Here is a 12944-nt window from a genome sequence, read left to right as displayed (position 1 = left end):
CCCGAAAGGGCACCACGCGCATGGAGCAGTACGAGCCCGACCGCCTGACCCCGCCGCAAGTCGCGGCCATGCGGCGCAGCCTCCGCAACGGCAGGGCCGGCCTGACCCGCCGGTCGCTGCTGCGGGCGTCCGCGGGCGGCGCGCTCGCGGCCGGCGGCCTCGGGGCGCTGAGCGCCTGCGGGATCCCCGCGGCGGGCAAGAGCCAGGGCGGCACCTCCGCCGAGGACCACTCGGCCAAGGAGAAGGTGGTGGACTTCTCCAACTGGACCGAGTACATCGACGTCGACGACAAGGGCAAGCGCCACCCGACGCTCGACGCCTTCCGCGGGCGGACCGGGATCACGGTCAGGTACACCGAGGACATCAACGACAACAACGAGTTCTTCGGCAAGATCAAGCCGCAGCTCGCCGCCGGCCAGGACACCGGCCGGGACATCATCGTCCTGACCGACTGGCTGGCCGCCCGGCTCATCCGCCTCGGCTGGGTGCAGAAGCTGGACCCGTCGAACCTGCCGCACGCCTACAGCAACCTCTCGGCCCAGTTCCGCAACCCGGACTGGGACCCCGGGCGGGCCTACTCCTACCCCTGGCAGGGCATCTCCACCGTCATCGCCTACAACCGGAAGGCGCTCGACGGCATCGAGGTCACCTCGGTCTCCGACCTGCTGGACAACCCCCGGCTCAAGGGGCGCGTCGGCTTCCTGTCGGAGATGCGCGACTCCGTCGGCATGACCCTGCTCGACATGGGCAAGGACCCGGCGAAGTTCACCGACGACGACTTCGACGCGGCCATCGCCCGTCTCCAGAAGGCCGTCGACAAAGGACAGATCCGCCGCTTCACCGGCAACGACTACACGTCCGACCTGACCAAGGGCGACTTCGCGGCCTGCGTCGCCTGGGCGGGCGACGTCGTCCAGCTCAAGGCGGACAGCCCGGACGTCGACTTCGTCGTCCCCGACAGCGGCTACGTGACGTCGACCGACAACATGTGCGTACCGAACAGGGCGCGCCACAAGACGAACGCCGAGCGGCTCATCGACTTCTACTACGAGCCCCGGCAGGCCGCGGAGCTGGCCGCGTACATCAACTACGTGACGCCGGTCGACGGGGTGAAGCCGTACCTTGCGAAGATCGACAAAGACGCGGCGGACAACCCGCTGATCGTCCCCGACAAGGCCATGCAGGCGAAGTCCCATGCCTTCCGCTCCCTGAGCCAGAAGGAAGAGACGGCCTACGAAGAGAAGTTCGCGAAGCTCACAGGGGCGTGACGACGACGATGAAGACGACACCAGACAACAGCGGCGACGTCCGCCTCTCCGGTATCTCCAAGACCTACGGCTCCTTCACCGCCGTACACCCGCTGGACCTGACCGTGCCCCAGGGTTCCTTCTTCGCCCTGCTCGGTGCCTCCGGCTGCGGCAAGACCACCACCCTGCGCATGATCGCCGGCCTGGAGGAGCCCAGCTCGGGCACCGTCCGCCTCGGTGAGGAGGACGTCACGCACCTGCCGCCGTACAAGCGGCCCGTGAACACGGTCTTCCAGTCCTACGCCCTCTTCCCGCACCTGGACATCTTCGAGAACGTCGCCTTCGGCCTGCGCCGGCGGGGCGTGAAGAGCGTGAAGAAGCAGGTCGAGGAGATGCTGGACCTGGTCCAGCTCGGTGAGCAGGCGCGCAAGAAACCGCACCAGCTCTCCGGTGGCCAGCAGCAGCGCGTGGCGGTCGCCCGCGCCCTCATCAACCACCCCAAGGTGCTCCTCCTCGACGAGCCCCTCGGCGCCCTCGACCTCAAGCTGCGCCGCCAGATGCAGCTTGAGCTGAAGCGGATCCAGACCGAGGTCGGCATCACCTTCGTCCATGTCACGCACGACCAGGAGGAGGCCATGACCATGGCCGACACGGTCGCCGTGATGAACGGCGGCCGGGTCGAGCAGCTCGGTTCGCCGGCCGACCTCTACGAGAACCCGCGGACCACCTTCGTCGCGAACTTCCTCGGCACCTCCAACCTCATCCGCGCCGAGGTCGACACCCGCAGCGGCGACGACCTCGTGCTGACAGCGGGCGGCGGCAAGCTGGTGCTGTCCGAGGCGCGGTGTTCGGCCCCGACGACGGCCGGCGGCACGGTGCTGGTCGGCATCCGCCCGGAGAAGATCTCCCTCACGCACGCCGACGACGCCGGCTCCGTCCCCGCGGGCCGCAACCGCATCACCGGCACGATCGCCGACGCGAGCTTCATCGGCGTCTCCACGCAGTACGTCATCGACAGCCCCGTCTGCGAGGAGCTGTCGGTGTACGTGCAGAACGTCGAGCGCGACGGCCGGCTCGTCCCCGGCGCCGAGGTGGTCCTGCACTGGAGCCCGGCGCACACCTTCGGCCTCGACGCGGCGCAGGACATCGACGCGGGCACCGAGGAAGAGGTCGCCGCCTGATGTCGACGCTCACCGAGGCGCCCCCGCCGCTCAGTCCCACCACCCCCGAGAAGAGCCCCCCGCGCGGACGCGGCCGGTTCACGCCGTACTGGCTGCTGCTGCCCGGCCTGCTGTGGCTGGTCGTCTTCTTCGCGCTGCCGATGCTCTACCAGGCCTCCACGTCCGTGCAGACCGGCTCCCTGGAACAGGGCTACAAGGTCACCTGGCACCTGGCGACGTACTGGGACGCCCTGTCCGAGTACTGGCCGCAGTTCCTGCGGTCCGTCCTCTACGCCGCCGCGGCGACCGTGCTCTGCCTGCTCCTCGGCTACCCGCTCGCCTATCTGATCGCCTTCCGCGCGGGCCGCTGGCGGAACCTGATCATGATCCTGGTGATCGCGCCGTTCTTCACCAGCTTCCTGATCCGCACCCTGGCCTGGAAGACGATCCTCGCCGACGACGGCCCGGTCGTGCACACGCTGAACTCGCTGCACGTCCTGGCCCTGACCGACTGGCTGGGCTGGACGGCCGGCGACCGGGTGCTGGCCACCCCGCTGGCGGTCGTCTGCGGACTGACGTACAACTTCCTGCCGTTCATGATCCTGCCGCTGTACAGCTCGCTGGAGCGGATCGACGGGCGGCTGCACGAAGCGGCCGGCGACCTGTACGCCCGGCCCTGGACCACCTTCCGCAAAGTGACCTTCCCGCTGTCGATGCCGGGCGTGGTCTCCGGGACCCTGCTGACGTTCATCCCGGCGGCCGGTGACTACGTCAACGCCGAACTCCTCGGCTCCACCGACACCCGCATGATCGGCAACGTCATCCAGACGCAGTTCCTGCGCATCCTGGACTACCCGACGGCGGCGGCGCTCTCCTTCATCCTCATGGCCGCGATCCTGGCCATGGTCACGCTCTACATCCGCCGGTCGGGGACGGAGGACCTGGTCTAGATGTTCCTCGTCAACTGGCTCAAGCGCCGTCTCGTCGTCATCGCGGGACTGCTGACGCTCGCCTATCTGCTGCTGCCGAACGTCGTCGTCACGGTGTTCTCCTTCAACCGGCCCAAGGGACGCTTCAACTACGAGTGGCAGCAGTTCTCCACGGACGCCTGGCAGGACCCGTGCGGGGTCGCCGGCATGTGCGGCTCGCTGTCCCTCAGCCTCCAGATCGCCGTGTGGGCGACGATCGGCGCCACCGTCCTCGGCACGATGATCTCCTTCGCGCTGGTCCGCTACCGCTTCCGCGCCCGCGGCGCCGTCAACTCGCTGATCTTCCTGCCGATGGCGATGCCCGAGGTCGTCATGGCCGCCTCACTGCTCACCCTGTTCCTCAACATGGGCGCCCAGTTGGGCTTCTGGACGATCCTCATCGCGCACATCATGTTCTGCCTGAGCTTCGTCGTCACCGCCGTCAAAGCGCGCGTGATGTCGATGGACCCGCGTCTGGAGGAGGCCGCCCGGGATCTGTACGCCGGTCCCGTGCAGACCTTCGTGCGGGTCACCCTGCCCATCGCGGCACCCGGGATCGCCGCGGGCGCGCTGCTCTCCTTCGCGCTCTCCTTCGACGATTTCATCATCACCAACTTCAACGCCGGTTCGACCGTCACCTTCCCCATGTTCGTGTGGGGGTCGGCGCAGCGCGGAACACCCGTGCAGATCAACGTCATCGGTACGGCCATGTTCCTGGTCGCCGTGGTGTTCGTGCTGACGTCGATGGTCATCAGCAATCGCCGCAACAAGCACAAGGCATAAGCCCCTGTAGGGAGTTGAAATCATGGCCCCGAGCGCCATGAGCCGTGGCAGAGACAACTGGACCGCCTCGCTCTCCGAGGCACGGCCGGTGCCGTACTGGCTGGAGGACCCCGGCAAGCCGCCCGCCGAGCCCGCTCTCACCGGCACCGAGACCTGTGACCTGCTGGTCGTCGGCGGCGGCTACAGCGGGCTGTGGACCGCGCTCAACGCCAAGGAGCGCGACCCGCAGCGCGATGTGGTGCTGCTGGAAGGCCGCGAGGTGGGCTGGGCCGCCTCCGGCCGCAACGGCGGCTTCTGCGCCGCCTCCCTCACCCACGGCCTGCCCAACGGCCTCGCCCGCTGGCCCGGCGAGATCCACCGGCTCCAGGAGCTGGGCCGGCGCAACCTCGACGAGATCGAGGCCGCCGTCGCCCGGCACGGCATCGACTGCGACTTCGAACGCACCGGCGAGATCGACGTCGCCACCGAGACCTACCAGGCCTGGGAACTGCGCGACTGGCACCGGGAGCTGGAGGAGAAGGGGCTCGCCGACGACATCGAGTTCCTGGACGCCGACGCGGTGCGCGAGCAGGTGAACTCGCCGACCTTCGAGGCCGGCCTGTGGGACCGCAGGGGCGTGGCCATGCTGCACCCGGCGAAACTGGCGTGGGGCCTGAAGCAGGCATGCGTCAGGCTCGGGGTCCGGGTCTACGAGCACACGCCCGCGCTGACCTTGAAGCAGTACGGCGGCGGCATGGCCGTACGCACCCCCTACGGCGCGGTGCGCGCCCGCAGGGTGGCGCTCGGCACGAACATCTTCCCGAGCCTGCTGCGGCGCGTGCGGTCGTACACCGTCCCGGTCTACGACTACGCGCTGATGACCGAACCGCTCGAACCCGCCCAGCTTGCGGAGATCGGCTGGAAGAACCGGCAGGGGCTCGGGGACAGCGCCAACCAGTTCCACTACTTCCGGCTCTCCGCCGACAACCGCGTCCTGTGGGGCGGCTACGACGCGATCTACCCGTACGGCGGCCGGGTCCGCGCCGAGTACGACGACCGGCCCGAGACGTACGCCAAGCTCGCCGGCCACTTCTTCACCTGCTTCCCGCAGTTGGAGGGCGTCCGCTTCACCCACGCCTGGGGCGGCGCGATCGACACCTGCTCCCGCTTCTCGGCGTTCTTCGGCACCGCCCACCAGGGCCGCGTGGCCTACGCGGCCGGTTACACGGGCCTCGGCGTCGGCGCGACCCGCTTCGGCGCGGACGTCATGCTGGACCTGCTGGACGGAGAGCGCACCGAGCGGACCGAGCTGGAGATGGTCCGCAAGAAGCCGCTGCCGTTCCCGCCGGAACCCTTCGCCTGGACCGGGATCGCCCTCACCAAGTGGTCCCTGGCCCGCGCGGACGCCCACGGTGGCCGGCGGAACCTGTGGCTGCGGACGATGGACCGGCTCGGCCTGGGCTTCGACAGCTAGCCGAGGCCCGGACCGCGCTCCGACGGCCAGCGGCGGCCCGGACCGCGCGACGAAGGGCGGGAAACCCGCGTAATGCTCCGGCCGGACCTCCCTCTCTCCCCGTGACGCGACCGCGTCGGACGAGAGAGGGAGGTTCTTCGATGACTGGGCCGAAGACGGCGGTCGAATGGCTCGCATCCGTGGCACCGGACCCCGGGGCCTGCCGCTGGGAGTGGGAACGCAACCCCCTCGGGGTCACCCTGCTGCCCGCGGGCAAGGGGTGGGACGTCCTCATCCTGCCGGGCGACCTCGGCTACCCGACCCTCGACGTGCTCAGCCGCATGCTCGACCAGCCCGGCCCGGTGCTCGCCGACTTCGGCGACAGCCGGGTCGGGTTCCTCGTGCCGCCGGGCACCGCGGCCCGCTGGCTGGGCACCGGCATCCGTACCGCCGGGGCAGGCACCTGGATCGTCGTGCCGTATCCGGGCCGGGCGAGCCGGGGAGTGCGCTGGCTGGTGCCGCCGGACGGCTCGGGCACGCTGACCGACCCGGCACTGCTGGAACTGGCGATGCACGAGGCGGTGGTGGGGCCGGCCAGGGAGAGGAACGCGGACGGGTGACGCCCGGACACCTTGACAACGGGATTGGTCTGGACCAAATTGTGTGCGCTCCGCCCGCCAACTCCCCTTAATTCGGAGGCCCTTGTGGATCGCCCCAGACGTCCCGGCTCCGTCCTCACCGTGCTCACGGCCGCACTGCTGGCCGTGCCCGGTATCACCGCGCTCTCGTCGGCCGCCGACGCGGCCGACGTGGCCGACGTGGCCGACGTGGACACAGCCGTCAACGGCGGCTTCGAGTCCGGCCTCACCAACTGGACCTGCACGGCCGGCACGACCGTCGACTCGCCCGTGCACAGCGGGAAGGCCGCCCTCCAGGCGACCCCCGCGGGCGGCGACAACGCCCAGTGCAGCCAGACGGTGACCGTCCGGCCCGACGCGCAGTACACCCTGTCCGGTTACGTCCGCGGCTCCTACGTCTACCTCGGCGCGACCGGCACCGGCACCACCGACGTCTCCACCTGGACCCAGTCCGCCCCCGACTGGCAGAAGCTGAGCACCACCTTCCGCACGGGACCCAGCACCACCAAGGTCACGATCAACACGCACGGCTGGTACGGCACCGGCGCCTACAACGCCGACGACATCACCCTCGTCGGCCCCGGCGGCAGCGGCACCGGGCAGCCGCCCACCGCACCCACCGGCCTGCGGACCACCACCGTGACCTCGTCCTCCATCGGCCTGTCCTGGTCGGCGGCGACCGGCGCCACCGGCTACGCCGTCTACCGCGACGGCGCCCGGGTCCAGACCGTGACCGGCACGTCGGCGACCGTCTCCGGCCTCGCGGCCTCGACGGCGTACGGCTTCCAGGTCGCCGCGGTCAACGACGCCGGTGAGTCCGCGAAGTCCGCGGCAGTGACCGCCACGACCGGCGCGGGCACCGGCGGCGGCCCGGCCGACCTGCCCGCCCACGCCCTCGTCGGCTACCTCCACGCCAGCTTCGCCAACGGCGCCGGCTACACCCGCCTCGCGGACGTCCCCGACGGCTGGGACATCATCGACCTGGCCTTCGGCGAGCCCACCTCGGCCACCTCGGGCGACATCCGCTTCAACCGCTGCCCGGTCACCGAATGCCCGAACGTGGAGAGCGACGCCGACTTCAAGGCCGCGGTCAAGGCCAAGCAGGCGGCCGGCAAGAAGGTGCTGATCTCGATCGGCGGCCAGAACGGCCAGGTCACGCTGACCACGACGGCCGCCCGCGACGCCTTCGTCTCCTCCGTCTCGAAGATCATCGACACCTACGGCCTCGACGGACTCGACGTCGACTTCGAGGGCCACTCGCTGTCCCTGAACGCCGGCGACACCGACTTCAGGAACCCGACCACCCCCGTGATCGTCAACCTGATCTCGGCGCTGAAGACCCTGAAGGCCAAGTACGGCGCCAAGTTCGTCCTGACCATGGCCCCGGAGACCTTCTTCGTGCAGAACGGCTACCAGTTCTACGGCGCCGGCAAGTGGGGCGGCCAGGACCCGCGCTGCGGCGCCTACCTCCCGGTGATCCACGCCCTGCGCGACGACCTGACCCTGCTCCACGTCCAGGACTACAACTCGGGCCCCATCATGGGCCTCGACAACCAGTACCACTCCATGGGCGGCGCCGACTTCCACATCGCCATGACCGACATGCTCCTCACCGGCTTCCCGGTCGCCGGCGACGCGAACAACGTCTTCCCGCCGCTGCGCCCCGACCAGGTCGCCATCGGCATGCCGGCGTCGACGAACGCGGGCAACGGCCACGTCTCCCCGTCCGAGGTCACCAAGGCCCTGGACTGCCTCACGAAGAAGACGAACTGCGGCTCGTACGCGCCCCACGGGACCTGGCCCGCGCTGCGCGGTCTGATGACGTGGTCGGTGAACTGGGACCGCTACGCGAACTGGGAGTTCCAGAAGAACTTCGACGCCTACTTCGGCTGAATCACCAGGGCGAGGGCGGTCAGCAGCACCGTGCCCAGGCACCAGCCGGCCACCACGTCCAGCGGCCAGTGCCAGCCCCGGCGCACCAGGCCGTACGACACCCCGAGGACGAGCACCGCACAGCCGGCCACCAGCAGGCGGCGGGCGGCGGACGAGCGCAGCCGGGGCAGCAGGAGCAGGGTCGCGGAGCCGTACGCGACCACCGCCGTCACGGTGTGACCCGACGGGAAGTAGCCGGTCGCCGGGGGCACCACAGGGGTCCCCGGCCGGCCGGTGAAGTCCTTCAGCGGCACGACGAGTGCCGGGACCAGCGCCATCAGCGCGGCCGCGGCGAGCGGCGGGATCCACCACCGGTCCGCACCGGTGGCCCGGCCCCGCCGGGCCGCGTGCACGAGGGCCGCGGCGAGCGCGGGGAGGGCGACCTGGACGTTGCCGAGGTCGGCGAGGAGTTCGGAGAAGCGGTCCGGACGGATCAGGGCCCGGCTCAGCCGGGCGTCCGGTCCCAGCAGCGGGCCGTGCGCCACGACCTGCCAGGTGATCAGGACGAACAGGAGGGCCGCGACGGCCGCGACGACGGGCAACAGGGCGCGGCGGACTGAGGTCGACACGACGACCAGCTTGGCAGACGATCCCGAGAAGGAGGCCGGCCGCCCCGGAACAAGGGGGGGTCGTTCCGGGGCGGCCGGCCGGACCGGAACGTCGCGCGCCCCGGGGGGTTTGGGGCGGCGACCGTCCGATCGGTGAGGAGAACCCGGAGCCGTCAGGCGCCGGATCCGTGCGCGAGGGCACGACCAGGTCGAAGCTGGGGAAACCTCGGCCCGGCGCCGCCCACAGTCCCCTGTGGGCGGGGTGTATCTCTCATCGGGAGAGAACCTACGGCAGGCCGGGGCGGTTGGGCAGACGGAATCGGGTCCCGCCATCCACCCCGCACACCTTCTTCACACGGCCTGCCGCAGGCACCCGACAGACGTGCGAACGAGTCGCTCGGATGTGCGGCTCAGGGTGGCTCAGGCGCCCGCGAAAGCCTGCTCGATGATGTCGAGGCCCTCGCCCAGCAGGTCCTCGCCGATGACGAGCGGGGGCAGGAAGCGCAGCACGTTGCCGTAGGTGCCGCAGGTCAGGACCAGCAGACCCTCGGCGTGGCAGGCCTTGGCCAGCGCGGCGGTGGCCTCCGGGTTCGGCTCCTTGGTGGTGCGGTCCTTGACCAGCTCGACGGCGATCATCGCGCCACGGCCACGGACGTCGCCGATGATGTCGAACTTCTCGGCCATGGCGGTGAGGCGACCCTTCATGATCTCCTCGATGCGCTTGGCCTTGCCGTTGAGGTCCAGCTCCCGCATGGTCTCGATGGCGCCGAGCGCACCCGCGCAGGCGACGGGGTTACCGCCGTACGTACCACCCAGGCCGCCCGCGTGCGCGGCGTCCATGATCTCCGCGCGGCCGGTGACGGCGGCCAGCGGCAGACCGCCGGCGATGCCCTTGGCGGTGGTGATCAGGTCCGGGACGATGCCCTCGTCCTCGCACGCGAACCACTGGCCCGTACGGCAGAAACCGGACTGGATCTCGTCGGCGACGAACACGATGCCGTTGTCGTTGGCGAACTTCACGATCGCCGGCAGGAAGCCCTTGGCCGGCTCGATGAAGCCGCCCTCACCGAGCACCGGCTCGATGATGATCGCGGCGACGTTGTCCGGACCGACCTGCTTGGTGATCTGGTCGATGGCCTGCGCGGCGGCCTCCGGACCGGCGTTCTCCGCACCGGTCGGCCAGCGGTAGCCGTACGCCACCGGCACGCGGTACACCTCGGGCGCGAACGGCCCGAAGCCGTGCTTGTACGGCATGTTCTTCGCCGTCAGCGCCATGGTCAGGTTGGTCCGGCCGTGGTAACCGTGGTCGAACACGACCACGGCCTGCCGCTTGGTGTACGCGCGAGCGATCTTGACGGCGTTCTCGACGGCCTCGGCGCCGGAGTTGAACAGCGCCGACTTCTTGGCGTGGTCGCCCGGGGTCAGCTCGGCCAGCGCCTCGGCGACCTCCACGTAGCCCTCGTACGGGGTGACCATGAAACAGGTGTGGGTGAAGTCGGCGAGCTGGGCGGAGGCCCGGCGCACGACGGCCTCGGCGGACGCGCCGACGCTCGTCACCGCGATACCGGAACCGAAGTCGATGAGCCGGTTGCCGTCGACGTCCTCGATGATGCCGCCGCCCGCGCGGGTGGTGAACACGGGCAGCACGGAGCCCACGCCCTGCGCGACCGCGGCGGTACGGCGGGCCTGAAGCTCCTGCGACTTCGGGCCGGGAATGGCGGTGACGACGCGGCGCTCCTGCGGAAGTGCGGTCATGAGGGCTCCCTGATGATCTTGCGTACCGGGCGGTTCCGGGCGGTGCGTTTTCGGACGCATACCTTCTTTTCTCGCAGGCTAAGACCGCTCCCGCGGGGTGGGCATGCTCCATGTGGGCGTTGTCGGCGGGACCGGTTGTCCGCGGTGGACATAGCCCACCCGGGCGGGTACGGCTCCTTACGGCCACGTAAGCGGTGAACTCCCCAGGCCGGGGCGTAGATTGACTCGCTGATGGCGGACGGAACGGCTGGTCAGGGGGCAGGGCGGATGGACAGCGACGGCACACACGACACACGCGGCACCCACACCACACCGGTACCGCATCCGGCGGGCCCGCCGGAGGCCTACGGGGTGCCGGCCATGCCGTCGATGCCGCCCGGTGCGCCGCCCCGGCCGGACGGCTCGGCGTTCCTGACCTGGCTGAGGACCCCCCGCCCGGATGCGGCGCCCGGCGTCTGGCGCTTCGGGTACCGGCCCCGGCCCGAACAGGAGCCCGAACGGATCCCGTCCCGCCAACTGCTCAGCGGCGCGGTGATCGCCTTCCTGGTGGGCTGGCTGGTGTGGTCCCTGCTGTGGAACAACTACCTCGGCGGCTGGTGGGTGCTGCCGCTGGAGCTGTTCACCCCCGACTCCTGGCGCCAGGGCAACGACCGCGTCGGCAACGCGATCCTCTGGTACTCGTACTACACCGTCATCGCCCTCGCCATCCTGCTGGTCGTCGGCCGCCTCGGCCGCTGGGGTGAGGTCTGGCGCCGTTTCGGCCCGCCCGCCTGGAGCCCCGCCGCGCCCGAGGCCGCACAACCCTCCACCCCCGACCACGACCCCGCCGCATGGCCCCCGCTGCGGCAGGCCGGGGCGTACGAGGCTGCTGAGCGGCTGGCCGGTGAGGCGCGGGCCGGGCTGATGCGGGACGTGGACCACGCGCGGATCAGCAGGGCCTGGCAGGGTGTGCGGTCCGGCGGGCACGCCCTGGCCGCCTTCACCGGGGCCGTGCTCAAGGACGGCGCCGCCGCCTGCCCGCACCCGTCAGGCGAACGGGACCTGCCCGCCCGGCACGCCCGGCACGACCTGCTCACCGGCCAGGTCCGGCTCGGCACCACCGCCGACGACCCCCGCAACCCCTACCACTACCGCGGCGCCGGTCTGGCCCTCGGTCCCGATCTGCTCGGCACCTCGCTGCTCGCCGTCGGGCCGGCCGGATCGGGCAAGACCGGCGCCGTCGTGCGGCCGCTCGCCGAGTCCCTGTGCCTGCATGCCCTCGCCGGCCGGGCGGCGGTCGTGGTGGCCGGCGCGGCGGGCGCCGGGCTCGGTCCGGCCGAGGCCTACGACGTCGTCGTACGCGTCGGCCACCCCGACTCCGTCCACGACCTCGACCTCTACGGCGGCACCACCGATCCCGACGAGGCCGCCGCCATACTCGCCGAGGCCCTCGTCGGCGACCTCGCCGACCCGCACCCGGGCAGCGACACCCGCCGCTCCACCACCGTCCTCGCCCAGTTGCTCGGCCCCTTCCGGGCCGTCCACGACCGCTTCCCCTCCGTCCCGGAACTGCGACAGCTCCTCGACGGCGCACCCGGCCCGCTGGCCGCGCTGCGCAAGGCGCTGACCGATGCCGGGCACTCCTCGCTGCTGCGCGAACTGGACGCCCGGGAGCGGCAGATGGCCCACCCGGGCGATGTCGGCACGGTTCTCGCCGACCGGATCGCGCTGCTCGACCGGCCGGCTTTCGCCGCGTTCTTCGACACCTCCGGACAGAGCCGGCCCTTCTCGCTGCGGGCCCTCGATCACCCGGTCCGGGTCCGTATCGACCTGCCGCAGCGCGGCCACGCCGACGCCTCCCGGATCCTGGCCCGGCTGGTGCTCGCCCAGTTCACGGCCGCCGTGACGGTGCGCGAGGACCGCTCGCTCTTCGCCTGCCTGCTGCTCGACGACGCCACCGGTGTCGTCACCCCGGAGGCCGTGCGCGGCATCCAGCGGCTGCGCAGCGTCAACGCCGGGACAGTGCTCACGCTGCGCACCCTGGACGACGCGCCCCGGCCGCTGCGCGGCCCGCTGCTCGGTGCCACGGGCTGCCGGATGGCGCTGTCCGGGCTCACGCCCTGGGACGGGCAGGACTTCGCCGAGGTGTGGGGCAAGGAGTGGACCGAGACCCGGGACGTCACCGACCGGCAGATCATCGCCGAGACCCCGGCCGGCAAGGCCGTGCACATGCTGCGCCGGGTCATCACCGGTCAGGCGCCGACGGCGCGGGCCGTCACCGTTCGGCAGGTGGAGCGGGAGCGGTGGTCGGCTTCCGAGTTGGCTCATGGGGTGCCGGCGGGGCACGCGGTGCTGTCGTTGACCACCGTGCGGGGGGAGCACGCGCCGCCGTTGCTGGTGGATCTGCGGGGGTGAGTCCGGCGGGAGCCAGCGGGTGATCGTACGGTGAGGCAGAATCGGCGTAGGCCGTTCATACACCGTGGCCAAAAGATCACCCCCTCC

Annotated in this window: 10 protein-coding genes; 8 read left to right on the top strand and 2 right to left on the bottom strand. The window is 71.0% G+C overall.

Annotation, left to right across the window (positions count from 1 at the left end; all coding sequences use genetic code 11):
• The first annotated feature begins 20 nt into the window (after positions 1-20).
• From D9753_RS09810 to D9753_RS09780, 7 genes are all read left to right on the top strand, one after another.
• On the top strand, positions 21-1268 hold the full coding sequence (locus tag D9753_RS09810; protein ID WP_121786651.1) for a polyamine ABC transporter substrate-binding protein: 1248 nt from the start codon (positions 21-23) through the stop codon (positions 1266-1268).
• Between the two features lie 8 nt (positions 1269-1276).
• Positions 1277-2428, top strand: coding sequence for an ABC transporter ATP-binding protein (locus D9753_RS09805; protein WP_121790997.1), 1152 nt, complete (start codon positions 1277-1279; stop codon positions 2426-2428).
• Positions 2428-3357, top strand: coding sequence for an ABC transporter permease (locus tag D9753_RS09800; protein ID WP_121786650.1), 930 nt, complete (start codon positions 2428-2430; stop codon positions 3355-3357). The genes D9753_RS09805 and D9753_RS09800 overlap by 1 nt, the downstream gene beginning before the upstream one ends.
• A complete protein-coding gene (locus D9753_RS09795; protein WP_121786649.1) occupies positions 3358-4158 on the top strand; it encodes an ABC transporter permease in 801 nt (266 codons plus the stop codon).
• Between the two features lie 22 nt (positions 4159-4180).
• Positions 4181-5611: an NAD(P)/FAD-dependent oxidoreductase gene (locus tag D9753_RS09790; RefSeq protein WP_121786648.1), complete on the top strand. Its 1431-nt coding sequence runs from the start codon at positions 4181-4183 to the stop codon at positions 5609-5611.
• 140 nt (positions 5612-5751) lie between these two features.
• Complete coding sequence (locus D9753_RS09785; protein WP_121786647.1) at positions 5752-6210, top strand: hypothetical protein; 459 nt, start codon at positions 5752-5754, stop codon at positions 6208-6210.
• Positions 6211-6294: 84 nt separating this feature from the next.
• Entirely contained in the window at positions 6295-8121 is a 1827-nt protein-coding gene (locus tag D9753_RS09780) for a chitinase (RefSeq protein WP_121786646.1), read from the top strand.
• Here the strand turns inward: D9753_RS09780 and D9753_RS09775 are convergent.
• Together D9753_RS09775 and gabT are read right to left on the bottom strand one after the other, a co-directional pair.
• Entirely contained in the window at positions 8109-8729 is a 621-nt protein-coding gene (locus D9753_RS09775) for a phosphatase PAP2 family protein (protein WP_394346696.1), read from the bottom strand. The two genes, D9753_RS09780 and D9753_RS09775, sit on opposite strands and share 13 nt — an antisense overlap.
• A 399-nt stretch (positions 8730-9128) precedes the next feature.
• Positions 9129-10463: a 4-aminobutyrate--2-oxoglutarate transaminase gene (gene gabT, locus D9753_RS09770; protein ID WP_121786645.1), complete on the bottom strand. Its 1335-nt coding sequence runs from the start codon at positions 10461-10463 to the stop codon at positions 9129-9131.
• A 267-nt stretch (positions 10464-10730) separates the two neighbouring features.
• Here gabT and D9753_RS09765 point away from each other — a divergent pair, with 267 nt between their 5' ends.
• Positions 10731-12857: an ATP-binding protein gene (locus D9753_RS09765; protein WP_121786644.1), complete on the top strand. Its 2127-nt coding sequence runs from the start codon at positions 10731-10733 to the stop codon at positions 12855-12857.
• Positions 12858-12944 lie beyond the last annotated feature (87 nt).

The sequence above is a fragment of the Streptomyces dangxiongensis genome (assembly GCF_003675325.1).
In the GTDB taxonomy this organism is placed as follows: domain Bacteria; phylum Actinomycetota; class Actinomycetes; order Streptomycetales; family Streptomycetaceae; genus Streptomyces; species Streptomyces dangxiongensis.
Note: the sequence above shows the minus strand (reverse complement) of the source record. Positions and strands in the feature narration are given on the sequence as shown.

Bases quoted from the DNA above. Each gene is read 5' to 3' on its own strand.
- D9753_RS09810 (WP_121786651.1), top strand. From the start codon at position 21: ATGGAGCAGTACGAGCCCGACCGCCTGACCCCGCCGCAAGTCGCGGCC.
- D9753_RS09805 (WP_121790997.1), top strand. From the start codon at position 1,277: ATGAAGACGACACCAGACAACAGCGGCGACGTCCGCCTCTCCGGTATC.
- D9753_RS09800 (WP_121786650.1), top strand. From the start codon at position 2,428: ATGTCGACGCTCACCGAGGCGCCCCCGCCGCTCAGTCCCACCACCCCC.
- D9753_RS09795 (WP_121786649.1), top strand. From the start codon at position 3,358: ATGTTCCTCGTCAACTGGCTCAAGCGCCGTCTCGTCGTCATCGCGGGA.
- D9753_RS09790 (WP_121786648.1), top strand. From the start codon at position 4,181: ATGGCCCCGAGCGCCATGAGCCGTGGCAGAGACAACTGGACCGCCTCG.
- D9753_RS09785 (WP_121786647.1), top strand. From the start codon at position 5,752: ATGACTGGGCCGAAGACGGCGGTCGAATGGCTCGCATCCGTGGCACCG.
- gabT (WP_121786645.1), bottom strand. From the start codon at position 10,463: ATGACCGCACTTCCGCAGGAGCGCCGCGTCGTCACCGCCATTCCCGGC.
- D9753_RS09765 (WP_121786644.1), top strand. From the start codon at position 10,731: ATGGACAGCGACGGCACACACGACACACGCGGCACCCACACCACACCG.